General features: G+C 66.5%; 24 protein-coding genes. 9 read left to right on the top strand and 15 right to left on the bottom strand.

Features of this window, described 5'->3' with window-relative positions; all coding sequences use genetic code 11:
* The first annotated feature begins 56 nt into the window (after positions 1–56).
* From VIL42_06535 to VIL42_06520, 4 genes are all read left to right on the top strand, one after another.
* The gene (locus VIL42_06535; protein HEY8592507.1) at positions 57–1,631 is read left to right on the top strand and encodes a Do family serine endopeptidase; all 1,575 of its coding nucleotides are present in this window, start codon (positions 57–59) and stop codon (positions 1,629–1,631) included.
* A 55-nt stretch (positions 1,632–1,686) separates the two neighbouring features.
* Positions 1,687–3,243 carry a helicase HerA-like domain-containing protein gene (locus VIL42_06530; protein HEY8592506.1) on the top strand — a complete coding sequence of 519 codons (1,557 nt, stop codon included), beginning with the start codon at positions 1,687–1,689 and terminating at the stop codon, positions 3,241–3,243.
* Positions 3,244–3,315: 72 nt separating this feature from the next.
* The gene (locus VIL42_06525; protein ID HEY8592505.1) at positions 3,316–3,717 is read left to right on the top strand and encodes a nuclear transport factor 2 family protein; all 402 of its coding nucleotides are present in this window, start codon (positions 3,316–3,318) and stop codon (positions 3,715–3,717) included.
* Position 3,718: 1 nt separating this feature from the next.
* On the top strand, positions 3,719–5,692 hold the full coding sequence (locus tag VIL42_06520; protein ID HEY8592504.1) for an oligopeptide transporter, OPT family: 1,974 nt from the start codon (positions 3,719–3,721) through the stop codon (positions 5,690–5,692).
* Here VIL42_06520 and VIL42_06515 read toward each other — a convergent pair.
* Together VIL42_06515 and queF are read right to left on the bottom strand one after the other, a co-directional pair.
* Positions 5,681–6,700, bottom strand: a complete 1,020-nt coding sequence (locus tag VIL42_06515) for a 2-dehydropantoate 2-reductase (GenBank protein ID HEY8592503.1) — start codon at positions 6,698–6,700, stop codon at positions 5,681–5,683. The two genes, VIL42_06520 and VIL42_06515, sit on opposite strands and share 12 nt — an antisense overlap.
* 3 nt (positions 6,701–6,703) lie before the next feature.
* Positions 6,704–7,150: a preQ(1) synthase gene (gene queF / locus VIL42_06510; protein ID HEY8592502.1), complete on the bottom strand. Its 447-nt coding sequence runs from the start codon at positions 7,148–7,150 to the stop codon at positions 6,704–6,706.
* 48 nt (positions 7,151–7,198) lie between these two features.
* Here queF and VIL42_06505 point away from each other — a divergent pair, with 48 nt between their 5' ends.
* Positions 7,199–8,026: a sulfurtransferase gene (locus tag VIL42_06505; GenBank protein HEY8592501.1), complete on the top strand. Its 828-nt coding sequence runs from the start codon at positions 7,199–7,201 to the stop codon at positions 8,024–8,026.
* Here VIL42_06505 and VIL42_06500 read toward each other — a convergent pair.
* From VIL42_06500 to VIL42_06470, 7 genes are all read right to left on the bottom strand, one after another.
* A complete protein-coding gene (locus VIL42_06500) occupies positions 8,019–8,378 on the bottom strand; it encodes a hypothetical protein (GenBank protein ID HEY8592500.1) in 360 nt (119 codons plus the stop codon). The genes VIL42_06505 and VIL42_06500 overlap by 8 nt on opposite strands.
* Before the next feature lie 74 nt (positions 8,379–8,452).
* Positions 8,453–9,004, bottom strand: a complete 552-nt coding sequence (locus tag VIL42_06495) for a winged helix-turn-helix domain-containing protein (protein HEY8592499.1) — start codon at positions 9,002–9,004, stop codon at positions 8,453–8,455.
* A gap of 28 nt (positions 9,005–9,032) precedes the next feature.
* Positions 9,033–9,434, bottom strand: a complete 402-nt coding sequence (locus tag VIL42_06490; GenBank protein ID HEY8592498.1) for a DUF3035 domain-containing protein — start codon at positions 9,432–9,434, stop codon at positions 9,033–9,035.
* Positions 9,427–9,945, bottom strand: coding sequence for a signal peptidase II (lspA, locus tag VIL42_06485; protein ID HEY8592497.1), 519 nt, complete (start codon positions 9,943–9,945; stop codon positions 9,427–9,429). Before lspA ends, VIL42_06490 begins: the two co-directional genes overlap by 8 nt.
* Positions 9,938–12,802, bottom strand: coding sequence for an isoleucine--tRNA ligase (ileS, locus tag VIL42_06480; GenBank protein ID HEY8592496.1), 2,865 nt, complete (start codon positions 12,800–12,802; stop codon positions 9,938–9,940). Before ileS ends, lspA begins: the two co-directional genes overlap by 8 nt.
* Positions 12,803–12,855: 53 nt before the next feature.
* Positions 12,856–14,538 carry a serine hydrolase domain-containing protein gene (locus VIL42_06475; GenBank protein HEY8592495.1) on the bottom strand — a complete coding sequence of 561 codons (1,683 nt, stop codon included), beginning with the start codon at positions 14,536–14,538 and terminating at the stop codon, positions 12,856–12,858.
* Between the two features lie 90 nt (positions 14,539–14,628).
* Entirely contained in the window at positions 14,629–15,561 is a 933-nt protein-coding gene (locus tag VIL42_06470; protein ID HEY8592494.1) for a bifunctional riboflavin kinase/FAD synthetase, read from the bottom strand.
* A 283-nt stretch (positions 15,562–15,844) separates the two neighbouring features.
* Between VIL42_06470 and rpsM the strand changes: the two genes are divergently transcribed.
* The 4 genes from rpsM to VIL42_06450 all read left to right on the top strand — a co-directional run bounded on the left by rpsM (position 15,845) and on the right by VIL42_06450 (position 18,122).
* Positions 15,845–16,213 carry a 30S ribosomal protein S13 gene (gene rpsM / locus VIL42_06465; GenBank protein HEY8592493.1) on the top strand — a complete coding sequence of 123 codons (369 nt, stop codon included), beginning with the start codon at positions 15,845–15,847 and terminating at the stop codon, positions 16,211–16,213.
* Positions 16,214–16,281: 68 nt separating this feature from the next.
* Positions 16,282–16,671 carry a 30S ribosomal protein S11 gene (rpsK, locus tag VIL42_06460; protein HEY8592492.1) on the top strand — a complete coding sequence of 130 codons (390 nt, stop codon included), beginning with the start codon at positions 16,282–16,284 and terminating at the stop codon, positions 16,669–16,671.
* A 90-nt stretch (positions 16,672–16,761) separates the two neighbouring features.
* Positions 16,762–17,835 (top strand): DNA-directed RNA polymerase subunit alpha, encoded by a 1,074-nt coding sequence (locus VIL42_06455; protein ID HEY8592491.1) that lies wholly within the window; start codon positions 16,762–16,764, stop codon positions 17,833–17,835.
* Between the two features lie 104 nt (positions 17,836–17,939).
* A complete protein-coding gene (locus VIL42_06450) occupies positions 17,940–18,122 on the top strand; it encodes a phage terminase small subunit-related protein (protein ID HEY8592490.1) in 183 nt (60 codons plus the stop codon).
* A gap of 13 nt (positions 18,123–18,135) precedes the next feature.
* Here the strand turns inward: VIL42_06450 and VIL42_06445 are convergent, their stop codons facing one another.
* The 6 genes from VIL42_06445 to pstC are packed head-to-tail and all read right to left on the bottom strand — an operon-like array spanning position 18,136 to position 22,874.
* Positions 18,136–18,843, bottom strand: a complete 708-nt coding sequence (locus VIL42_06445) for a TorF family putative porin (GenBank protein ID HEY8592489.1) — start codon at positions 18,841–18,843, stop codon at positions 18,136–18,138.
* 55 nt (positions 18,844–18,898) lie between these two features.
* Entirely contained in the window at positions 18,899–19,591 is a 693-nt protein-coding gene (gene phoB / locus VIL42_06440; GenBank protein ID HEY8592488.1) for a phosphate regulon transcriptional regulator PhoB, read from the bottom strand.
* A 7-nt stretch (positions 19,592–19,598) separates the two neighbouring features.
* Positions 19,599–20,279: a phosphate signaling complex protein PhoU gene (gene phoU / locus VIL42_06435; GenBank protein HEY8592487.1), complete on the bottom strand. Its 681-nt coding sequence runs from the start codon at positions 20,277–20,279 to the stop codon at positions 19,599–19,601.
* A gap of 11 nt (positions 20,280–20,290) precedes the next feature.
* A complete protein-coding gene (pstB, locus tag VIL42_06430; GenBank protein ID HEY8592486.1) occupies positions 20,291–21,091 on the bottom strand; it encodes a phosphate ABC transporter ATP-binding protein PstB in 801 nt (266 codons plus the stop codon).
* An 11-nt stretch (positions 21,092–21,102) separates the two neighbouring features.
* Positions 21,103–21,936 carry a phosphate ABC transporter permease PstA gene (gene pstA, locus VIL42_06425; GenBank protein ID HEY8592485.1) on the bottom strand — a complete coding sequence of 278 codons (834 nt, stop codon included), beginning with the start codon at positions 21,934–21,936 and terminating at the stop codon, positions 21,103–21,105.
* On the bottom strand, positions 21,936–22,874 hold the full coding sequence (pstC, locus tag VIL42_06420) for a phosphate ABC transporter permease subunit PstC (GenBank protein HEY8592484.1): 939 nt from the start codon (positions 22,872–22,874) through the stop codon (positions 21,936–21,938). The genes pstA and pstC overlap by 1 nt, the downstream gene beginning before the upstream one ends.
* Positions 22,875–22,881 lie beyond the last annotated feature (7 nt).

The following is a 22,881-nucleotide window of genomic DNA, read 5'->3' as shown; positions in this document are numbered from 1 at the left end:
TTTAGCGCGCCAGGGCCGATCCGGCCTTGCGTCGCCAGAAGATTGATGGAGTATCGATGAGCTCGAAGGAGTCAGGAAAAGTGCGCTATGCCTACGGGGTCGCCATGGCCCTGCTTCTCGGCGGAACGACGTTCTCGCTCGCGACCGGCCAGGCCGGCGCGCAGGTGGCGCAGAACGGTCCCGGCATCCAGGCGATGGCGCCGCGCCCAGGCGCGCCCATGTCCTTCGCGGATCTCGTCGCGCGGCTGAGCCCCGCAGTGGTCAATATCTCGACCAAGCAGCGCGTGCCCGTCCGCTCGCAATCGGCCGACCCGTTCGAACAATTCTTCCGCCAGTTCGACCCGACGCAGCCGCAGAACGATCCCCGCGGACGCGGCCAGAACGAGAACCAGCAGCAGCAGGGCCGCACCCGTGAAGCGGGCTCGCTCGGCTCCGGCTTCATCATTTCGCCCGACGGCTACATCGTCACCAACAACCATTTGATCCAGAGCGCCAGCGGCACGGGGACGGTCGACACGGTGACGGTCACCATGACCAACGGCCAGGAATATCGCGCCCGCATCGTCGGCCGCGACGAGACCTCGGACCTCGCCGTGCTCAAGATCGACGGCCGCAACTTGCCGTTCGTCCAGTGGGGCGACAGCACCCGCTCGCGCGTGGGCGACTGGGTCCTGGCGATCGGCAATCCCTACGGCCTCGGCGGCTCGGTGACGGCCGGCATCATTTCCGCGCTTCACCGCGGCATTACCGGGACCGGCCCGTACGACCGCTACATTCAGACCGACGCCGCCATCAACATGGGCAATAGCGGCGGTCCGATGTTCGACCTCAACGGCAATGTCATCGGCGTCAATTCGGCGCTGATCTCGCCGAACGGCGCATCCGTCGGCATCGGCCTGGCGATCCCGGCGGAAGCCGCGAAGCCGGTCATCGATTCGCTCGTTCGCGGCCAGCGCCCGCAGCGCGGCTACCTCGGCGTCGGCCTGCAGTCGGTCGACGAGGATCTGGCGCCCGCGATCGGCATCCAGAAGGATCGCGGCGAGCTCGTCCGCACGATCGTCCCCAACGGCCCCGCCGCGCGCGCCGGGCTTCAGCAGGGCGACGTGATCACCAAGGTCAATGGCGAGCAGGTCACGCCCGAGCAGACGGTTTCCTACCTCATTGCCAACAACAAGGTCGGCTCGCGCATCCCGCTCGAGATCATCCGCAATGGCCGGCCGATGACGCTGCAGGTCACGCTGGCGGACCGTCCGACGGAAGAAGCGCTCAACCGCATCGCCGGCGGCGAGCAGGGTTCGAGCGAGCAGGGCAATAGCGCGGTCAGCGCGCAGAAGACGCTCGGCCTTTCGCTCGCGCCGCTGACTCCGGAGCTTGCGCGTTCGGCCAACCTGCCGGCCACCGCGCGCGGCGTGATCATCACCGCGGTCGACCCGAACAGCGACGCCGCCGAACAGGGCCTCCGCCGCGGCGACCTCATCATGTCGGTGAACAACCAGCCGGTGACTGCGCCGGCCCAGGTCATTGCCGGCGTCGATGCCGCACGCAAGGCAGGCCGCTCGAGCGCGCTCCTGCTGATCAAGCGCGGCAACTCGCCGGAAGCCTTCGTCGCGATCGGCATCGGCACCCGCTAAGCCGCTCTTGCGCCTTCGCCGCCGCTAGGCAAAGTGCGGCGGCGGAGGTGAAGCAGTGACCGACAGCCGGATTTTCATCGGCGCCGAAGCCGGCGGAGCGAACCCGCAATCGCTGGAGCTCGGCCGCGCCAACCGCCATGGCTTGATCGCCGGCGCGACCGGCACCGGCAAGACCGTCACCCTCCAGGGCATCGTCGAGGGCTTCTCCGCCGCCGGCGTCCCGACCTTCGTCGCCGACGTTAAAGGCGACCTTGCCGGCCTCGCCATGCCGGGCTCGCCGACCGCCAAGACCCACGACATCTTCAAGGCCCGCGCCGAGGAGATCGGACAGGCCGGCTGGCAATATGCCGATTGCCCGGTCCAGCTTTGGGACCTGTTCGGGGAGCAGGGCCATGCCGTCCGCACCACCGTCACCGAAATGGGCCCGCTGCTGCTCGCGCGGCTGATGAACCTCAACGACGTGCAGGAAGGCGTGCTCAACATCGCCTTCCACGTCGCCGACAAGGAGCATCTGGCGCTCGTTGACCTCGACGATTTGCAGGCGATGCTGGTCAATGTCGGCGAGCGCGCGAACGAGCTGACGCTCGAATATGGCAATGTTTCGAAGCAGTCCGTCGGCGCCATCCAGCGTTCGCTGCTGCAGCTTCGCGCGCAGGGCGGCGACCATTTCTTCGGTGAGCCCGCGCTCGACCTCGCTGATTTCCTGACGGTCGACGACAGCGGCCGCGGCATCGTCAACATCCTTGCCGCCGACCGGCTGATGCAGAGCCCACGGCTCTATTCGACCTTCCTTCTGTGGCTGCTTTCGGAGCTGTTCGAGGACCTGCCGGAAGTCGGCGACGTCGCCGTGCCCAAGCTCTGCTTCTTCTTCGACGAAGCCCACCTCCTTTTCACCGACGCGCCGCCGGCGCTGCTCGAAAAGGTCGAGCAGGTCGTGCGGCTGATCCGCTCCAAGGGCGTCGGCGTCTACTTCATTACCCAGAACCCAATCGACATTCCTGACAAGGTCGCGGCGCAGCTCGGCAACCGCGTGCAGCACAAGCTCAACGCCTTCACCCCGCGCGACCAGCAAGCCGTCCGCGCCGCGGCCGACACCTTCCGCCCGAACCCGGCGATCGACGTGGAAAGCGCGATCACCGAGCTCCGCATTGGCGAAGCGCTCGTGTCCCTGCTTCAGCCCGACGGCGCGCCCGCCCCGGTTCAGCGGGTGCTGATCAAGGCGCCGTCGAGCCGCATCGGGCCGCTGTCCGCGCAGGAACGGCAGGTGCTGACCGCAAGCGACCTGGTCGGTGCGAAGTACGACACGCGCGTCGACAATGCATCGGCCAAGGAGCTGCTCGGCGCCAAGGCCGCGGAAGCCGCCGCCGCCGAGACTGCGGCAAAGGCGAAGACCGAAGCCGACAAGGCCGCGGCAGAGCAGGCCAAGCGCGACGCCCAGGCCGCCAAGGAACAGGCAAAGCTCGATGCCCAGCAGCGGCGCGAAGCCGCCAAGCCGTCGATGGCCGACAAGATGATCCAGTCGGCCGGCCGCGCTGCGGCGAGCTCGATCGGCCGGCAGCTCGGCAACCAGCTGCTTCGCGGCATTCTTGGGGGACTGCTGCGCGGCCGATGATGGCGGGGGTCATGAACGAGGATTCGCTTTGTGCGCGTGCAGCCGTAAAGAAGCTGCGGGAGAGGAGCATGTGTGGCTGACACTTGTGAGGTGATCGGACAGCTCGAGCGCGATTGGCGCGACGCCTTGTGCAGCAAGGACGTGGAGCGCCTGAGCGCGATGGTGCACCGGGATTTCGTGCTCATCGGCACCCGTTCGACCGGGCCGTTCATGATGCACCGCGACGATTGGATCGAAGCGATTCAGCGGCGCGAGGTCGACACGATCGAGTTCAACGTGCTCGACGCCACTGCGCTCGACAATGTGTTGATCGGCACCGTCCACGCGCGGTGGCGCCTGAAATATCTCGGCCGCATCATCGAAGACTGCGTGCTGCTGACCGACGTTTGGGTGCGGGAGGGCGACCGCTGGCTGGCGATCCGCCGCCATTCGACGCCGGCAGCGGGCGAATGCAACAATCTGAAGGGGGAGTAAGATGGCGAGCGAAGCTCCGCTGCGCACCGGCGACAATGTCAAGGAACTGACGCTGCGCGGCGTCATCCTCGGCGCCCTGCTGACAATCCTCTTCACCGCCGCGAACGTCTATCTCGGCCTTCGCGCCGGCCTCACCTTCGCCACCTCGATTCCCGCCGCCGTCATCTCGATGGCGGTGCTGAAGGCCTTCCGCGATTCAACGATCCAGGAAAACAATATCGTCCAGACCATCGCCTCGTCCGCGGGCACGCTGTCGGCGATCGTCTTCGTCCTCCCCGGTCTCGTCATGGTCGGCTGGTGGACCGGCTTCCCCTATTGGCTGTCGGTCGCCGTGATCGCCACCGGCGGCGTGCTCGGCGTCATGTATTCGGTGCCGCTGAGGCGCGCGCTCGTTACCGGCTCGACCCTTCCTTATCCGGAAGGCGTCGCGGCCGCCGAAGTGCTCAAGGTCGGCGGCGGCGTCGGCGGCGAGGAAGAAAACCGCCGCGGTCTTGCGGCGATCATCTTCGGCTCGCTGGTCGCCGCGGGCTATGTGCTGCTCGCCAAGATGCGCCTGTTCGCGGAGGAAGCGACCACCACCTTCAAGCTCGGCTCCGGCGCGACCACGCTCACCGCCGGCCTGTCCCTCGCTTACATCGGCGTCGGTCACCTGATCGGCATCACCGTCGGCCTGGCGATGCTGGTCGGCGTGGTCATCGGCTATCTCGTTCTGCTGCCGATCTTCACCGCCGGCGGCGCGCCCGCGGGGACGGAGCTCGCCGACTTCGTCGCGACCACCTTCCGTAGCCAGGTCCGGCTGGTCGGCGCCGGCGCGATCGGCGTCGCCGCCATCTGGACGCTGCTGAAAGTGCTCGGCCCGATCGTCAGCGGGCTCAAGGGCGCGCTTGCCGCCAACCGCACGCGCCGCGCCGGCGAAGGCGCGAGCCTCCCGATCACCGAACGCGACCTTCCGATCACCATCGTCGGCGGCACCATCCTGCTGTCGGTCATTCCGATCGCCGCGCTGCTCGCCGCCTTCGGCGATGCCGAGCCGATCTCCAGCGCGACCGGCACCACGCTTGCCGTCAGCGTCCTCTACATCCTCGTTGCGGGCGTCCTCATCGCCGCCGTCTGCGGCTACATGGCCGGCCTGATCGGCGCGTCGAACAGCCCGATTTCGGGCGTCGGCATCCTTGCCGTGCTGGGCATCTCGCTGCTGCTGGCCGCTTTGTTCCCGACCGCTTCGGGCGCGTCCACGCAGGCGCTCATCGCCTTCGCTTTGTTCGTGACCGCGCTCGTCTTCGGCGTCGCGACCATTTCGAACGACAATCTTCAGGACCTCAAGACCGGCCAGCTTGTCGGCGCGACCCCGTGGCGGCAGCAGCTCTCGCTGATCTTCGGCGTCCTGTTCGGCGCGCTCGTCATCCCGCCGGTCCTCGACCTGCTCAACGGCACCTTCGGCTTCCAGGGCGCGCCGGGCGCCGGCGAAGGTGCGCTCGCGGCCCCGCAGGCGGCCCTGATCTCGACCCTTGCTCAGGGCGTTCTCGGCGGCACGCTGCAATGGGACCTGCTCGGCCTTGGCGCGCTGATCGGCGTCGGCGTCATCGTCATTGACGAGCTGCTTCGGCGCACCAAGCGCGGCGCCCTCCCGGCGCTCGCCGTGGGCATGGGCATCTATCTGCCGTTCGCGGTCACCGGGCTCATCATCGTCGGCGCGGTGCTCGGCCACTTCTACAACCGCTGGGCGGAACGCCAGGCGAACCCCGCCTTCGCCGAGCGCCTGGGCGTCCTCACCGCGACCGGCCTGATCGTCGGCGACAGCCTGTTCAACGTCGCCTTCGCCGGTCTCGTCGCCGGTTCCGACGATCCGGAGGTGCTGGCAATGCTGGAGCCGCAATGGTGGCAGATGCCGCTCGGCCTGCTCGCCTTCGCGGCGGTGATCGCCTTGCTCTACGGCTGGACCCGCCGCCGGGCCGCCGAGCCGCTAGGCGCCTAAGACAGCGTTCCGGAGTTCGCGTGGGCCGAGCGGCTTCGCGCCGCCTTCGGCCTTGCGCACCAGCTCGACGATCCGCCGGTTGACGGGCGCGTCCACCTGTAGCCGCTCGGCCAGCCGCACCAGCTCGCCGTTCAAATAATCGACTTCGGTCTTGCGCCCGGCGGCGAGGTCATCGGCCATTGACGAGCGCGCCTTGGCGTCGATCTTCCACTTCTTCAGGAACACATTGTTGAACAGCCAGTCGGGCGCGCCGATCACCCGCGGCAGCATCGCCGGAGACACCGACCCCACGGCGGCGGGCTTGATGTCGGCGCGCTTGAGCAAGTGCAGTCCCTCGCGCACCGAGGCGGCGAACACGCGCCGGTAATCGCGCGCGCGAAGCTCCTCGATCAGGCTTCGCCCTGACAGCGCATTGACGGCGTTGTTGAGGTTGATGAGCAGCTTGCCCCAGGCGAGCTCCAGCATCTTGTCCGACAGCTTCAGCGCCGCCGGCCCGCTCACCCCGAGCTGGTCGGCAAGCGCGCGCGTTGCCTCCCGGCGATCGGCGAACAGATCGCCCGCGACGCCCTTGTGGAACTTGCCGCTCCCAAGCGCCGCGACATTGTACGGCACCATCCCGCGCGCGATCTCCAGCCGCCCGCAAAGCCCCTGCTCCAGCACCTCGACATTGCTGACGCCGTTCTGGAAGCTGATGACCGTGGCCCCCTTGCGGGCATGTTTGGCGATCTGCTGCGCCGCCTCGGCGGTATCGCCGCTCTTGACGCACAGCGCGATCACGTCGGCTTCGCCAAGCGCTTCGGGGCCGCAGCGATAGTCGACCTCGCCCGGCGGCAAATGCACCCGCCAGCCGCTATAGTCGGTCAGCGTTAGCCCATGTTCGTCGACTTCTCGCGCCAGCTTGCGGCGGCCGATGTACGTGACGTCGAGCCCGGCGGCCTGCCAGGCCCCGCCGACGAAGCAGCCGATCGATCCGGCGCCGAGGACGACGATCTTCTGCCCCCCGGCCATCTTTTATCCCCGGCCGCGGTAGGGCTGCACGCCTTGGTCGGGCAGCCACAATCCTTCGGGCGGCGCACCCGACTGCCAGAAGACGTCGATCGGCATGCCGCCGCGCGGGTACCAATAGCCGCCGATGCGCAGCCACTGCGGCTTCATCTCGTCGAACAGCCGCTGGCCGATGCCGACCGTCACATCCTCGTGGAAGCCGCAATGATTGCGGAACGAGCCGAGGAACAGCTTCAGGCTCTTCGATTCGACGATCGTCTCGCCGGGAGCATAGTCGATGACGATATGCGCGAAGTCCGGCTGGCCGGTCACCGGGCAGACCGAGGTGAACTCCGGCGCCGCAAAGCGGACGAGGTAGAGCGATCCCGGGCGCGGGTTCGGCACATAATCGAGCACCGCTTCCTCGGGCGAAGCGGGAAGCGCGCTGGTCTGGCCAAGATGGCGTGTCTCCATGGCGGCGCTGACTAGCAGCACTCGCCGGCCAAGCCTATTCTCGCGGCCATGGACTCGCTGGTCTCGACCGAATGGCTCGCCGAGCACATGGGCGAAGTGACGGTCGTCGACGCGAGCTGGCATATGCCGGCAACCGGCCGCAACGGCCGCGCGGAATTTGCGCAGGCGCATATCCCCGGCGCGCGCTTCCTCGACATCGACGAAGTTCGCGACACCATACATCCGGCGCCCCACATGCTGCCGGACGAGGCGAGCTTCGCAACGGCAATGGGGCGGCTCGGCATCGGCAGCGACAGCGCCATCGTCGTCTACGACAATTCGCCGCTACGAACGGCCGCCCGCGGCTGGTTCATGCTCCGCCACTTCGGCGCACGCGAGGTGGCGATCCTCGACGGCGGGTTCCAGAAGTGGGTGGCCGAAGGCCGCGAGACCGAATGCGGCGAACCGCATGCTGGCGATGCCCGCTTCGAAGCTCATGAGCGCGACGAGCTCGTCACCAAGCAGCAATTGCTAACCGGCTCCTATCCGCAGCTGCTCGACGCGCGCGGCAAGGCGCGGTTCGAAGGCAGCGAGGCCGATCCGCGCCCGGGCGTCGCCGCCGGTCACATCCCAGGCGCGCGCAACCTGCCCTACGCGGCGCTCTATAATGAGGATGGCACGTTCAAGCCCGTGGACGAACTACGCCGCTTGTTCGACGACGCGGGAGTCGATCCCGGTCAGCCCTTCACCGCGACCTGCGGATCGGGCGTAACGGCGAACAGCCTGATCTTCGCCGCGCACCTGCTCGGCAACGACGATAACCGGCTTTACGACGGCAGTTGGAGTGAGTGGGGCGCCGACCCGGCGACGCCCAAAGCAACCGGTCCGGCTAGCTAAGCACGATCCCCGCGACGTCGCGCAGCTCCCGGCGGATTTCCTCAACCAGCGCCTGGCTTGCGGCGCGGTTTGGTTCGCGCCCCTCCTGCCGCTCGGCGAGCAGGGCTTCGACTCCGGCTGCCGCGGTCCCGACCAGCCGGCCCGACAGCCGGTCGAAGCAGCGCTGCCGCGCCTCGCCGGCATCGTCCCACGCCGCGGCGATCGCCTCGTCCTCCGAATGGTCCGAAGCGGGCCCGGCGCCGAACGGCTCCACCAGCCGCAGCGCGTGGCGAACGCTCGCCAGCCGCGACACCGCCTCGGCATAGGCCAGCGGCACATCCTCGGGACTCGACTGCGGAAAAAGGTGAAGCATTGCCCCGGGTTAAGCGAACAGGGCTAATGAATGGTTATCGGGCCCCCACAAAGTACCACTTTGTGGGGTGAACTTTACGCCCCGCTCTTCGCGTCGATGTCGCGCAGGATCCAGCCGCGCTGCGGGATCGTCTCGATGAACTCCGCCCCGCCCGACGCATTGCGAAGCTTCTTGCGCAGCTTGGAAATGAAGACGTCGATGATCTTCGGCTGCGGCTGGTCGTCGGCGCGGCGGTACAGATGCTTCAGAAGCATCGCCCGCGTGACGACATTGTTGCGCGCATAAGCGAGCAGCTCGAGCACGCGATATTCCATCTCGGTGATGCCGATCGGATGGCCGTCGATCCGGATCAGCCTTTGCACCTGGTCCACCGCCAGGCGGCCGCCGCACAGCGATTCCGGCATTTCGCCGCCGCTCGACTTCAGCGACTGAAGCAGCTTGGACGCCGCTTCCTCGCTATCCTCCGGCGAGACGGCGCGCGGGCTTCCGATCAGCGCCTGCTGGAGGTCGGCGAGCAGCTTGTGCGCTTCCTCGACCAGCCGGGTGCCCTCGTCGAACCTGCGCCGCGAACGGTCGAGCATGGATTCGATCTCGACCAGCCGGCCGGAAAGGTTCTGTTCCGCCATGTCTTTTATGGCCTCGGAGCCGCGCCGCTCAGCGGCCGGCCTGCGCGGAGGCGACGCTGCTGTTCGTCGCCGGCGCCGCCAGGATCGCGCGGGTCGTCTGGCCCTTGTCGACGATCCGCGTGTCGGGGTCGGCAACGGTCGAGCGGATGCCGATCGGCGCGTCGGCGCGTCCGGCCTGCTCGAGCAGGCTCATTTCGGCTGCCGAGCGCGGCGCCGGGCCGCCGAACAAGGTGTCGATCGCCTGCTGCTGCGCTTCGCCGGCGCTCAGGCCCTGGGTGCCGGCCACCGGCGGCGCCAGGCTGAAGTCGGGCGGGATGATCAGCGGCGAATTGCGGCCGATCAGCGACTCGTCCGCGGCGGCGCGCCGGCCTGCGCAGCCGCTCGCCGTCACGGCGGCAACCACGAGAACGGCGGTCAGGGCTTTACGCATGTTCGATGGTCTCCTTGGGCGTCTCGCCCTCTTCATTGTCTTTACGGGCGAGGAACGCGCGCAGCAACAGGATGACGACGCCGATGCTGATCGCCGCATCGGCGACGTTGAACACCAGGAACGGGCGGAAGTCCCCGAAGTGGAGGTCCGCGAAGTCCACCACATAGCCGAAGCGGACGCGGTCGAGAATATTGCCGAGCGCGCCGCCCAGCACCATGCCGAGCGCCAGCTGGTCGGTGCGGTTCTTCTCGCGGCCGATCCACACCGCGACGCCGATCGCGATGGCGCCGGTCAGCGCCACCAGCATCCAGCGCCCGGTCGAGCTGCTCGCGTTCAGCAGCCCCAGCGAGATCCCGTTATTCTCGGTGTAGGTCAGGTTGAAGAAGGGCGTCAGCACCATCTGGTCGCCGAGCCGCTTCACGCCGAGCGGCCCCGTCACCAGCCACTTCACCAGCTGGTCGACCCCAAAGACGATCAGCGCGACGCCATAGCCGCGGCCATATCTACCCATTCACCACATCCTCGCAGCGGCCGCACAAATCGCCATCCTCGTCCACCTCCGGCAGATAGCGCCAGCAACGCCCGCACTTGTGCTGGTCGGTCTTGGCGACCTTGATCTCTTCGCCCTGGCGAACTGTCGAGGTGATGAACAGCTCGGCGAGGAAGGCCGCGTCGCCGGCGGCCGGCACCGTCACTTCGGCTTCCAGGCTCGACCCCAGCACCTTCTCGCGGCGCAGCGGCTCGATGGCTTCGGTGACCCGCTCGCGAAGCGCGCGAAGCTCGCTCCACTTCGCCTCGTCCGCTTCAACAGCCGGAAGCTCCGGCCACTCGAGCAAGTGCACCGACCCTCCATCGGGATAGCGCGTCCCCCAGACTTCTTCGCTGGTGAACACCAGCACCGGCGCCGCCCAGCGCACCAGCGCGTGGAACAGATGGTCCAGCACCGTCCGGTACGCCCGCCGCCGCTCGTGCTCCTTGCCGCTCAGCGCATTGACGTCGCAGTAGAGGCTGTCCTTGCGGATATCGAAATAGAAGGCGCTCAAATCCTCGTTGCAGAAGTCGGTCAGCGCCCGGACATAATCGTTGAAGTCGTAAGCCTCGATCGACCGCCGCAGCCGCGCATCCAGCTTGGACGCGAGGTGGAGCATGTAGCGGTCAAGCTCCGGGAAGCTCGCGACGTCGTCCAGCCGGTCCGCCTCGCCGAAGTCGGCGAGCGCGCCGAGCAAATAGCGGAAGGTGTTCCGAAGCTTGCGATACTGGTCGGCGACGCCGGCCAGGATCTCCTTGCCGATCCGGTGGTCCTCGGTGAAGTCGACGCTCAGCGCCCACAGGCGCAGGATGTCCGCGCCATATTCCTTCATCAGGTCGAGCGGGCTGATCGTGTTGCCGAGGCTCTTGGACATCTTCATGCCCTTGGCGTCCATCGTGAAGCCATGGGTCAGCAGCGTGTCATAGGGCGCCCGCCCGCGCGTGCCGCTGCTTTCCAGAAGCGACGACTGGAACCAGCCGCGGTGCTGGTCCGACCCTTCGACATAGATGTCCGCGGGCCAGCTTTCTTCCGGCCAGCGCCCGCTCTCCAGCGTGAACACATGGGTGCAGCCGCTGTCGAACCAGACGTCGAGGATGTCGGTGACCATCTCGTAATCGTCGGGATTGTGGGCGCCAAGGAAGCGGGAAGCATTCTCCGCATCCCACGCATCGACCCCGCCCGCGCGGATCGCATCGACAATGCGCCGGTTGACCTCTGCATCGACCAGCAGCTCGCCGCTCTTCTTGTGCACGAACAAGGCGATCGGCACGCCCCAGGCGCGCTGGCGGCTGATCACCCAGTCGGGGCGGCCTTCGACCATTGAGGCGAGCCGGTTGCGCCCCTTCTCCGGCACGAACCGGGTGTCGGCAATCGCCTGCATCGCCAGCTGGCGAAGCGTCGGCGTCCGCTCGATCGCGCCGCCTTCATTGTCCCAGCGCTGCTCAGCGAGGCTCTCGCAATGCTCTACCGGCAGCGGCCGGTCCATGGCGATGAACCATTGCGGCGTGCAGCGGTAGATGACCTTGGCCTTCGACCGCCACGAATGCGGGTAGCTGTGCCGGAACTCGCCCGCGGCCAGCAAAGCGCCGGCCTCGCGCAAGTCCGAACAGATCGGCCCGTCCGGCGCGTTGAACTTGTTGTTGATGACGCTGCCCTGCCCGCCGAGCCAGGCCCAGTCGGCGCGGTACATGCCGCCCGCATCGACAGCGAAAACGGGATCGATGCCGTTGGCGCGGCAAAGCTCGAAATCGTCCTCGCCATGGTCGGGCGCCATGTGGACGAGGCCGGTGCCTTGGTCGGTGGTCACGAAATCGCCGGGCAGGAACGGCCGCGGCTTGGCGAAGAAGCCGCCGAGCTTGTGCATCGGGTGACGGGCGACGGTGCCGGCAAGGTCGGAGCCCTTGCCCTCCCAGTCGGTCGCTTCGGAATGCACACCGACCCGCTTGCAAAACTCGTCGGCAAGCTCAGCTGCTACCAGAATGTGGCTGGCCGGGACCCGGAACTCGCCGGAAAAGGCATTCACGTGGAGCAGGACGTAATCGACGTCCCGCCCATAAGCGATCGCCTGGTTGACCGGGATCGTCCACGGCGTCGTCGTCCAGATCACCGCATGAGCGCCGACCAGCTCTTCGATCGGGCTCTCGACGATCTCAAACGCGACATCGATCTGCGTGGACGTAATGTCCTCATATTCGATCTCGGCTTCCGCCAGCGCGGTCTTCTCGACCGGCGACCACATCACCGGCTTCGCTCCGCGGTAGAGCTGGCCGCTCTCGGCGAACTTGAACAATTCCGAAACGATCGTCGCCTCGGCATCGAACGCCATGGTCAGATACGGCTTGTCCCAGTCCGCACTGACGCCGAGCCGCTTCAACTGCTCGCGCTGCACTCCGACCCAATGCTGCGCATAAGCGCGGCACTCGGCCCGGAATTCCTTCAGCGGCACCTCGTCCTTGTTCAGCTTCTTCTTGCGGTACTGCTCCTCGATCTTCCACTCGATCGGCAGCCCGTGGCAGTCCCAGCCGGGCACGAACGGCGCGTCCTTGCCCAGCAGGGTCTGGGTGCGCACGACCATGTCCTTGATCGTCTTGTTCAGCGCATGGCCGATGTGGATGTCGCCGTTTGCGTAGGGCGGGCCGTCGTGGAAGATGAACTTCTCCCGCCCGGCGCGCGCCTCGCGCAGCTGCTTGTAGAGGCCCTGTTCCTCCCACCGCGCAAGGATCGCCGGCTCCTTCTGCGGCAGGCCGGCCTTCATCGGGAAGTCGGTCTTGGGCAGGAAGACGGTCGGGCGCCAATCCTGCTTCTCGGAAACGTCGGGTCTATCGGGCGCGTCAGCCATTGCCGCGCGGCTCTAGCGGGCGGTGTGCCGAATGCAAACCGCCCGCCATCCCCTCACTTGGCGATGCGCTTGCCGTGCAGTTCGCGCGCGCCGCGGTGGAGGGTGAAGCTGTCGACCTTGCCGTCCACGGGGTGGAAGACGACGCGCATCTTGTTGCCGTCGAGCATGAAATCGGTCGCGGAGACGGCGCGCAGCGGCATCGGCTGCTGCCCCTTGGCCTGCATGACCAGCGATCCATTCTCCACCCGGACGCTGACCGCCAACGTCTCGGTCTGATACTCGCCGGCATAGGACTCGAGGACGGCGAGCGGCACCCGCACCTCGGCATCCGCGGTCAGAGCGCCGGTGCGGACGAACCGCTGCGGCTCGACGTCCTGCATCCCGTAAAGGTCGAGCTGCTGCTTTCCAGCGGCGTCGCGGACCAATTTGATCCAGGTCAGGCCATCGTCCGCCGAGTAAAAGGTATCGCCGCCGGCAGGCACCAGCTTCAGCTCGGCATCGCCCCGCCCGAGCAGATAGTCGCCGTTGCGCGCGAAGAACCGCATGTCCGGCCCGCGCTCTCCTTTATAGACGCCGAATGCCGGCTCGACCGTCTTGATGTCGATCTCGGCCGCCCTGAACGTCGGGATCGGCGACCCAAGCGCCAGCGCCCCGAGCCGCCGCATCACGACGCTCGCGTCACTCGGCAGGTCGTCGCTGTTGGCGAACACCGCGACGAACAGCTTGTCCTCGGGGAAATAGACGCTCGCCGTATCGATGCCGCGCCCGGCGCCGCCATGATCGAGCGCTCGGTGACCCATCAGCTTGCGGAGATGGAGCCCGAAACCATAAGGCCGGGTCGACCCATTGTTGAGCTTCGCCGGGCTGGTCATTTCCCGATAGACCGCGGCCTTCACGACCTTGCCGCCGTGCAGCGCCTCCGCCCATTTCGCCATGTCGGCGACGCTCGCGACCAGCCCGCCGGACGCGCCGGCGATGCTCATGTTGATCGGCTCGACCGGCTGCATGCTGTCGCCGCGCATCGCATAGCGACGCGCCAGCCTGCCCTTCGCGGCGCTCGCATAGCTTAGCGTCGTCAGGCCGAGCGGCTTTGCGATCCGCTCGTCGATCGCCTCGAACCAGCTCTTGCCCGTGACCTTCTCGACGATTGCGCCGAGGATCGCATAGCCGCCATTATTATATTCCCACTGCGCGCCCGGTTCTGCGCGCGATCCCAGGCTCTTCGTGAGCGCCATCAGCTCCGCCGTCCCGAGTTGGCGATCGCTGTTCTTTTGAATCCACCCCGGGATCTTGCTGTAATCGCGAATGCCCGACGTGTGGTTGAGCAGCTGCCGAACCGTCGCTTTCGCGCCCGGCTGCGGCCAGTCGGGGAAATATTTGGACAATGGGTCGTCGAGCGACACCTTTCCTTCGTCCACTAGCTGGAGGATCACCGCCGCCGTGAACTGCTTGGCGATCGACCCGAGCTGGAACACGGTGTTGGGCCCGATCGCGCGCCGCCCCTCGACATCCGCAAAGCCACGCGCGCCGGTGTAAACGACCTTGCCGTTCCGTGTGATGATCGCCGCCGCACCCGGACCGTTCGCCGGATAAGCGGCTTTCAAGATCGCATCGGCGTCGCCCTTCAACGTCGCCGGTGCCTTTGCAGCGGGCGCCGCTGCTGCAGGCGCAAGGGCCAGCGGCGCGGCCGAGGCGGCCAGTGCGATGGCGAAGATCGAAGCTGCGGACTTGTTCATTCCTGTTCCCTCCAGATGAGCTGGAGAGGGGAATGGCCGCACTTCCGCTGAGCGGCATGAGCGCTCAATGAGGAATGTCTGAAATCCTCCTCAGGCGGGGAGCGCCAGCTGCTCCCGGGCCTTGGCCTCATCGTTCCGCATCTCGGCGACCAGGGCTTCGACACTGTCGAACTTGCGCTCCTCGCGGATGAAGGCGTGAAGGGCGACTTCGATCTTGCGGCCGTAAAGATCGCCGTCGAAGTCGAACAGATGCGCTTCGAGGAGCTCGGTCGGCGGGTCGAAGGTCGGCCGCACGCCGAGGCTGGCGACGCCCGGTCGCTCGCTGCCGTCGTCCAGCCGCACGCGGACTGCGTAGATGCCGTATTTCGGCCGCTGGTAATCGCCGAGGCGCAGGTTGGCGGTCGGGTAGCCGAGCTCGCGCCCGCGCGCGTCGCCCCGTTCCACGACGCCTTCGATGGCGAAGTCGCGGCTCAGCATGCGGGTTGCGCCTCCCGTGTCACCGGCCACGAGCGCCTCGCGGATGCGGCCCGAGGAAATGCGCTCGCCTTCAAGCAGAACCTGCGGAACGGCCTCGGCACCGATTGCGTGCATCAACCCGATCCGCGCCAGCAGCGCCGCATCGCCGCTGCGGCCCTTGCCGAAGCTGAAATCGTCACCGGTGATCACGCCGGCCGCGCCGATCTGCCGGCCAAGCACGTCGGCGACGAACGCCTCGGCGTCCAGGGACGCGAGCGCGGCATTGAACTCGAACACCAGCATCGCGTCGGCGCCGGCATGGGCGAACAGCGCCTCGCGCTGGTCCAGGCTGGTGAGCCGGAACGGCGGCAGGTCGCGCTTGAAGAAGGCAACGGGGTGCGGGTCGAAGGTGGCGACGATCGCCGGCCGCCGCTCGTGAAAGGCGCGCGCGATGGCGCGGCTGACCACGGCCTGGTGGCCGAGGTGGAAGCCGTCGAAATTGCCGAGCGCGACGATGCTCCCCTTGAGCTCCTCGGGGATGCCGCCGGCGAGGGTTAGCCGCTGCATGGTGCGGCGCGTCTATCGGCGCTTGGCCGAGGCTGCAAATTGACTGGCAAAATAGGGTTTGCCGCGGCAAGGAATGTGAGCGGACGGGGCGGCGAAACCGACAAAGCCGACACACCGCCCCCTGCCGCCTTGACTCTCACCGGCGGCAAACTTATCTCCACTTCATCCCGTCACACCGGTTTCCGGCGGCGCACTCGTGCGCGCGTCGGTTTTTTCGTTGAGACGGTTTTTAGCGACGAGATGGAGCGACAGGCGCTCCGTGGAGCTGAAAGAAGGGTAATCAATGGCTCGTATTGCCGGGGTCAACATCCCCACTAACAAGCGCGTCGAAATCGCGCTGACCTACATCCACGGTATCGGCCGCACGACGGCCAAGGACATCATCGCCAAGCTCGGCATCGCGCCGGAGCGGCGGGTCCAGGACCTGACCGACCAGGAAGTCCTGCACATCCGCGAAGCGATCGACCAGAACCACACGGTCGAAGGCGACCTTCGCCGTGAGACGGCGATGAATATCAAGCGCCTGATGGACCTCGCCTGCTACCGCGGGCTTCGCCACCGCAAGGGCCTTCCGGTCCGCGGCCAGCGCACGCACACCAACGCGCGCACCCGCAAGGGCAAGGCCAAGCCGATCGCGGGCAAGAAGAAGTAAGCTTCTTTTCGCAGGTTCAATTGCCGCCCGCGACACTCCGCTGGGCGGCCGGATGATAGGAATTCAATATGGCTCAGGCACCGCAGCGTCTCCGCAGAAGGGAACGCAAGAACATCACCGCCGGCGTCGCCCACGTGAACGCCAGCTTCAACAACACGATGATCACCATCACCGACGCGCAGGGCAATGCCATCGCCTGGAGCTCGGCGGGCATGATGGGCTTCAAGGGCAGCCGCAAGTCGACTCCTTATGCCGCCCAGGTCGCCGCCGAAGACGCCGGCCGCAAGGCCGCCGACCACGGCGTTCGCACCCTCGAAGTCGAAGTGAAGGGCCCGGGCTCGGGCCGCGAAAGCGCGCTTCGTGCACTTCAGGCGGTCGGCTTCACGATCACCTCGATCCGGGACGTCACGCCGATCCCGCACAACGGCGTGCGGCCATCGAAGCGCCGCCGCGTCTAACGGTTTCGCCTGAAGTGGTACTTCGGGCGAAGCTGGTAAAATGAATTGTAACAAGGGGTTGAACCGACCCCGCTCTGCCAAGGGATGAACATGGCCGTCAACGCAAAGAACTGGCAGGAACTGAAGAAGCCCAACGCGCTGGAGAAGAAGCAGGCCGGTGGCGACAGCCGCCGCCGCGCAGTCTTCGTCGCCGAACCGCTCGAGCGCGGCTTCGGCATGACTCTCGGCAACTCGCTGCGCCGGGTGCTGCTGAGCTCGCTCCAGGGCGCCGCCGTCACCTCGATCAAGATCGACGGCGTGCTCCACGAATTCTCCTCGCTCGCCGGCGTCCGTGAGGACGTCACCGACATCGTGCTCAACGTGAAGCAGGTGGCGCTGAAGATGGAAGGCGAAGGCCCCAAGCGCCTCCACCTGTCCGCGACCGGCCCGACCGAAGTCACCGCTGGCATGATCGCGACCAGCGGCGACATCGAAGTGACCAATCCCGACCTGGTGATCTGCCATCTCGACGAAGGCGCGACGCTCAACATGGAGCTGACCGCCGACATCGGTAAGGGCTACCAGCCGGCCGCCGCCAACCGCCCGGTCGACGCGCCGATCGGCCTGATCCCGGTCGACGCGCTGTACAGCCCGGTTCGCCAGGTCGCCTACAAGGTCGAAAACACCCGCGTCGGCCAGGAGCTCGACTACGACAAGCTGACGCTGACCATCGAGACGGACGGCACGGTGACCCCGGAAGATGCGCTCGCTTATGCGGCGCGGATCCTTCAGGACCAGCTGCAGCTGTTCGTCCACTTCGACGACAGCCAGGTCCGCATGCCGAGCTCGCCGATGATCGGGCAGGCCGTGCCGATGGCGGCGCAGGACACGCCAACCGACACCAACCAGCTCAACCGCTACCTGCTCAAGAAGGTGGACGAGCTGGAGCTGTCGGTGCGCAGCGCCAATTGCCTGAAGAACGACAACATCATCTACATCGGCGACCTGGTCCAGAAGACCGAGGCCGAGATGCTCCGCACGCCGAACTTCGGCCGCAAGAGCCTCAACGAGATCAAGGAAGTCCTTGCCTCGATGGGCCTGCGCCTCGGCATGGACATCCCCGGCTGGCCGCCGGAGAACATCGAGGAAATGGCCAAGAAGCTCGAGCAGGAAATGCTCGGCTAACCAGCCGCTCCAGTCGATGCGAAACAAGGAAGGGCCGCTCGGAAACGGGCGGCCCTTTTCGTTCGTGGCGGGCGTGGTAGGCAGCACCAGGAAGGAGCGAGGCCATGGCGGAAAGCAAGTTCGAACGGCATCGCCAGCCGTGGCGGCAGGACGAGATCCAGAAGCTTCACCTGCTCGCGGGCAAGGGCATGGCGCTGAAAGCCATCGCCAAGGCGCTCACCCGCAGCGAGGAATCGGTCAGGGACCGAGCCAAGCAGGACAAGCTGAAGATCGCCAAGCTGCGCTAGCCGCGCAACGCGATTAGAACTTCAGCCTCGCCGAAACGACGCCGCGAGCGCGGTACGGCTGCGTGTCGCCACCGTTGGTGTCGTAATATCGGGCGTCGAGGACGAGGTTCTTGCTCGCCGTCCAGGCGAAGCCCGCGTTCCACGCCGTATAATCCGCGCCGCCGCTGCGTTCCCGCCGGCCGATCGCGGCGCTGAAGGACAGCGGCTTTGCGATCGCGTAGCTGGCGCCGCCTTCGACGAAGAGCGTGCGGCGAGTGCTGCCCACGTCGTCCGGGCTCCACACCGCCGACAGCTTCGGCGTCAGGCGCCCGAGCTTGCGCGACGCGGACCCGGCGACTTCGAGTGCCGTCTTGTCCGATCCCGGAGCCGGATCGATGGCGCGCTTCATTGCCGCGCTGACGTTCAGGTCGAAGCCCGCAGCCTTGGTCCGGACGCCGACCAGCGCCGCCGCCTCTCCTTCCGCCGACGAGGAAGTGACGTTCTTCGCATAGCTGCCGACGTAGAGGCTGCCGAACGCCAGCTCGCCCCGGGCGAGGAATTGCGGACCCTTGGTCTGGGCGAGCCCTTTGGAAATGCCGCGGCTGGCGACGACCAGCTCCAGCGACGGATCGGCTTTGGTCTGAGCCTGCGCGGTCCCGATTGTCCCCAACGAGGCGCCGCAAACCAACGCGGCAATGATCGTCCGTTTCATGTTCACCTGTCCGTTGCTGTTCTGCGGCATCTTTAGAGCCGTCCGCACGGCGCGGCCGTGACAAGTTTGCTGCAATTGCATGACATCAAGCGTCCGCGTCGAGTGCGTAGCCAGCCGAACGGACGGTGCGGATGAGGTCGGATCCGCCGCTGTTGTTAAGCGCCTTGCGCAAGCGGCGAATGTGGACGTCGACGGTGCGCGCGTCGATGTCCGGGTCGTGCGACCAGACGCTGTCGAGCAGCCGTTCGCGGGAGAAGACTCGGCCCGGATTTTCGAGCAGCTTCTTCAGCAGCCGGAATTCGGTCGGGCCGAGCTGCACCGCCTTGCCGGCCCGGCGCACACGGTGCGCGGCGATGTCCATCTCGATATCGGCATAAGCAAGCTGCTCGGCGGCAAGCGCGGGGCGGACCCGGCGCAGCACCGCGCTCACCCGGGCAAGCAGCTCGCGCGGGCTGAACGGCTTGGTGATATAATCGTCGGCCCCGACCTCCAGCCCGCGGATGCGGTCGCTTTCCTCGCCGCGCGCCGTCAGCATGATGATCGGCACGTTGGCGCTCGCTTCCTTGCGGCGCAGGCGGCGGCACACTTCTAGGCCGGAAATGCCCTCGATCATCCAGTCGAGGATGATGACGTCCGGATGGTCCTCCTCCGCAAGCATCAGCGCTTCTTCGCCGTCGCCGGTGCGGCGGACATCGAAATCCTCGCGCTCGAAATGCCAGATGAGAAGCTCGGCGAGCGCCTTGTCGTCCTCAATCAGCAAAAGCTTCTTGCGGCTCATGCCAGCCTTACTCCCCGTCGTCCTCGGCAAGCCTTTCGCCGGTCGCCGAATAATAAACCATCTCGGCGATGTTGGTCGCGTGATCGCCGATCCGCTCCAAGTTCTTTGCAACGAACAGCAGGGTTGTCGACGCGCTGATCGTCTGCGGATTTTCCATCATGTAGGTCAGCAAGGTGCGGAACAGGCTTTCGTAGAAATCATCGAGCGCGTCGTCGCGGGCGCAAACGCTGCGCGCCAGCTCCGGATCTCGCTCGCTGAACGCGCGCAGCACATCTCGGACCATGCTCGACGCAAGCTTCGCCATTTCGGGAAGCAGCGACATCGGTTCGAGCTCGCCCTTCTTCGGCAGGCGGCGGACGCGGCGGGCGATGTTCTTGGCATAGTCGCCGATCCGCTCGACGACGCCGGCGATCTTCAACGCCGCGACGGCTTCGCGAAGGTCGTCCGCCATCGGCGCTCGAAGGGCGATGAGCTGGACGATCCGGCGCTCGGCCTCGAGCTCCAGCTCGTCGAGCTGGACGTCGGCCTGGACCAGCTCGGCGGCAGCGGCCTCGTCATGCTCGACAAGGCAGCGCATCGCTTCCTCGATCGCGGCTTCTGCGAACGACCCCATGTCGGTGATGAGCTCGCGCAGCTCCTTAAGGTCCTGGTCGAACGCTTTGAGCGTATGGGCCTGCTGTTGCATCATCAACGCTCCGCTCAGCCGAAACGGCCGGTGATATAATCCTGCGTCCGCTGGACGTGAGGATTGGTGAAGATTTGCGAGGTGTCGCCGAACTCGATCAGCTCGCCCAGATGGAAGAAAGCTGTCCTCTGCGACACGCGCGCGGCCTGCTGCATGTTGTGGGTGACGATGACGATCGTGAACTTCTCGCGAAGCTGGTGGATCAGCTCCTCGATCTTGGCCGTCGAGATCGGGTCGAGCGCCGAGGTCGCTTCGTCGAGCAGCAGAATTTCCGGGCGCACCGCGATGGTTCGGGCAATGCACAGCCGCTGCTGCTGGCCGCCCGAAAGCCCCAGCGCGCTCTGGTTCAGCTTGTCCTTGACCTCGTCCCACAGCGCCGCCTGGCGAAGCGCATCTTCGACCCGGTCGTTCATTTCCGACTTCGACAGCCGCTCGTAATAGCTGAGCGCGAAGGCGACGTTGGCGCGGATCGACGACGGGAATGGCGTCGGCTTCTGGAACACCATGCCCACCAGCCGGCGCAGGTCCGACAGCGGATATTTTCGATGCAACACGTTGCGCCCGTCGATGACGATTTCGCCCGACGCGCGCTGTTCCGGATACATTTCGTAGATGCGGTTGATGCTGCGCAGCAGGGTCGACTTGCCGCAGCCCGACGGGCCGATGATCGCCGTCACATTCTTGGCAGGCACGCTCATCGTCACTTGCGCGAGCGCGCGGGACTTTCCGTAATGGAAATCGAGGTTGCGGATCTCGATCGCGCCCCGCGCCGGCGAAGGTGCGCCGGTCGCCTGCGGACGCACGGCTGTCGTCATGTCGTTCACGTCTATCGGCCTTTCCGTGCGATCAGCCGCACGACGATGTTGAGCACCAGCACGAAGGCGGTGAGGACGAAAGCGGCGGCCCAGGCGAGCGTGTGCCACTCGTCGTAGGGACTCATCGCATATTGGAAGATCACCACCGGCAGGTTAGCCAGCGGCTCGTTGAGGTTGGCGCTCCAGAACTGGTTGTTGAGCGCTGTGAAGAGCAAGGGCGCGGTCTCGCCGGCGATGCGGGCGACGCCCAACAGGATGCCGGTGGTGATGGCGCTGAGCGCCGCCTTGTAGAGGATCTGGCGAGTCACCCGCCAGCGCGGTAGTCCCAGCGCGAAGCCGGCCTCGCGCATCGTGTCGGGGATCAGGCGCAGTGCTTCCTCGGTCGTGCGGGTGACGATCGGGAGAAGGATGATCGCCAGCGCGACCGCGCCTGCGTAGCCAGAGAAATGGCCGGAGGTGCGGACGATCAGTTCGTAGACGAACAGGCCGATGACAATCGACGGGGCGCTCAAGAGGATGTCGTTGACGAAGCTCGCGACCTTGGCGACGCGGGTATAGCGGCCGTGCTCGGCAAGATAGGTGCCCGCCGCGATGCCGATCGGCGTGCCGATGACGAGCGCGAGCAGGATCATGACCGCGCTGCCGTAGAGCGCGTTGAGGATGCCGCCGCTTTCGCCAGGCGGCGGGGTCATTTCCCGGAACAAGGTCGGGCTGAGCGCCGCCGCGCCTTCGGCGAGCGTCGTCCACAAAATCCAGAACAGCCACATCAGCCCGAATGCGGTTGCGAGGGTCGCGAAGGCGAAGGCGGTCACGTCGGCGGCGCGGCGTCGCACCGGCACGGCCATCAGCTTGTCCTCCCCATCTGTCGGTTGAGGCGGAGAAGCAGCAGCTTGGCGATAGACAGGACAACGAAAGTGACAGCGAACAGCAGCAGGCCGAGCGCGATCAGCGACGAGCGGTAAAGCTCGCTATCGGCTTCGGTGAATTCATTGGCGATCGATGCGGCGATCGAATTGCTCGGCATCAGCAGCGATATCGACAGATCGTGCGCGTTGCCGAGGACAAAGGTGACGGCCATCGTCTCGCCAAGCGCGCGGCCGAGGCCGAGGAAGACTGCGCCGATGATCGCTGACCGCGTGTAGGGCAAGGTCACGCGGCTGAGGATCTCCCATCGCGTCGAGCCGAGCGCGACGGCCGATTCCTTGAGCGGCGCGGGAACGGCGCTGAACACTTCACGCGCGACCGACGCGATGAACGGAATGACCATGATGCCGAGCACGATCCCGGCGGTCAGCATGCCGATGCCGATCGGCGGCCCCGAGAAAAGCGCGCCGATCACCGCCTTTTCGCCGAGATGCTCGACAAGCCACGGCTGGACATGGTTGGCCATGAAGGGCGCGAAAACGAACAGGCCCCACATGCCGTAGATGATGCTGGGGATGGCGGCGAGAAGCTCGATGGCAATCGCAATCGGCCCGCGGGTCCAGCGCGGGGCGATGTCGGTCAGGAACAGGGCGATGCCGATGCTGACCGGGACGGCGATGACCAGCGCGATCGCCGAGGTCACGAGCGTTCCGTAGATCGGCACCAGCGCACCGAAATCGCCATTCACCGCATCCCATTCGGTGCTGGTGATGAAGCCGAGGCCGAACGTCTCGAAGGCCAGCCGCCCGCCCCACGCCATCGACAAAGCCACGCCGGCGAGCAGCAACAGCACGAACCAGGCGGCGCCGGCCGTGACCAGGTGGAAAACCCGATCCGCGCCAGCGCCGCTCTTTTTCATGCCGACA

This window comes from Sphingomicrobium sp., from assembly GCA_036563485.1.
Taxonomy (GTDB): domain Bacteria; phylum Pseudomonadota; class Alphaproteobacteria; order Sphingomonadales; family Sphingomonadaceae; genus Sphingomicrobium.
The sequence above is the reverse complement of the archived record's forward strand: the minus strand, read 5'-3'. Positions and strand labels throughout refer to the sequence as shown.

Bases quoted from the DNA above. Each gene is read 5' to 3' on its own strand.
- VIL42_06475 (HEY8592495.1), bottom strand. From the start codon at position 14,538: ATGAACAAGTCCGCAGCTTCGATCTTCGCCATCGCACTGGCCGCCTCG.
- queF (HEY8592502.1), bottom strand. From the start codon at position 7,150: ATGGAGACACGCCATCTTGGCCAGACCAGCGCGCTTCCCGCTTCGCCC.
- rpsK (HEY8592492.1), top strand. From the start codon at position 16,282: ATGGCTCAGGCACCGCAGCGTCTCCGCAGAAGGGAACGCAAGAACATC.
- VIL42_06515 (HEY8592503.1), bottom strand. From the start codon at position 6,700: ATGGCCGGGGGGCAGAAGATCGTCGTCCTCGGCGCCGGATCGATCGGC.
- pstA (HEY8592485.1), bottom strand. From the start codon at position 21,936: ATGGCCGTGCCGGTGCGACGCCGCGCCGCCGACGTGACCGCCTTCGCC.
- VIL42_06535 (HEY8592507.1), top strand. From the start codon at position 57: ATGAGCTCGAAGGAGTCAGGAAAAGTGCGCTATGCCTACGGGGTCGCC.
- VIL42_06470 (HEY8592494.1), bottom strand. From the start codon at position 15,561: ATGCAGCGGCTAACCCTCGCCGGCGGCATCCCCGAGGAGCTCAAGGGG.
- VIL42_06505 (HEY8592501.1), top strand. From the start codon at position 7,199: ATGGACTCGCTGGTCTCGACCGAATGGCTCGCCGAGCACATGGGCGAA.
- VIL42_06445 (HEY8592489.1), bottom strand. From the start codon at position 18,843: ATGCCGCAGAACAGCAACGGACAGGTGAACATGAAACGGACGATCATT.
- rpsM (HEY8592493.1), top strand. From the start codon at position 15,845: ATGGCTCGTATTGCCGGGGTCAACATCCCCACTAACAAGCGCGTCGAA.
- VIL42_06495 (HEY8592499.1), bottom strand. From the start codon at position 9,004: ATGGCGGAACAGAACCTTTCCGGCCGGCTGGTCGAGATCGAATCCATG.
- ileS (HEY8592496.1), bottom strand. From the start codon at position 12,802: ATGGCTGACGCGCCCGATAGACCCGACGTTTCCGAGAAGCAGGATTGG.
- VIL42_06520 (HEY8592504.1), top strand. From the start codon at position 3,719: ATGGCGAGCGAAGCTCCGCTGCGCACCGGCGACAATGTCAAGGAACTG.
- VIL42_06450 (HEY8592490.1), top strand. From the start codon at position 17,940: ATGGCGGAAAGCAAGTTCGAACGGCATCGCCAGCCGTGGCGGCAGGAC.
- lspA (HEY8592497.1), bottom strand. From the start codon at position 9,945: ATGGGTAGATATGGCCGCGGCTATGGCGTCGCGCTGATCGTCTTTGGG.
- phoB (HEY8592488.1), bottom strand. From the start codon at position 19,591: ATGAGCCGCAAGAAGCTTTTGCTGATTGAGGACGACAAGGCGCTCGCC.
- pstB (HEY8592486.1), bottom strand. From the start codon at position 21,091: ATGACGACAGCCGTGCGTCCGCAGGCGACCGGCGCACCTTCGCCGGCG.
- pstC (HEY8592484.1), bottom strand. From the start codon at position 22,874: ATGAAAAAGAGCGGCGCTGGCGCGGATCGGGTTTTCCACCTGGTCACG.
- VIL42_06490 (HEY8592498.1), bottom strand. From the start codon at position 9,434: ATGCGTAAAGCCCTGACCGCCGTTCTCGTGGTTGCCGCCGTGACGGCG.
- phoU (HEY8592487.1), bottom strand. From the start codon at position 20,279: ATGATGCAACAGCAGGCCCATACGCTCAAAGCGTTCGACCAGGACCTT.
- VIL42_06455 (HEY8592491.1), top strand. From the start codon at position 16,762: ATGGCCGTCAACGCAAAGAACTGGCAGGAACTGAAGAAGCCCAACGCG.
- VIL42_06500 (HEY8592500.1), bottom strand. From the start codon at position 8,378: ATGCTTCACCTTTTTCCGCAGTCGAGTCCCGAGGATGTGCCGCTGGCC.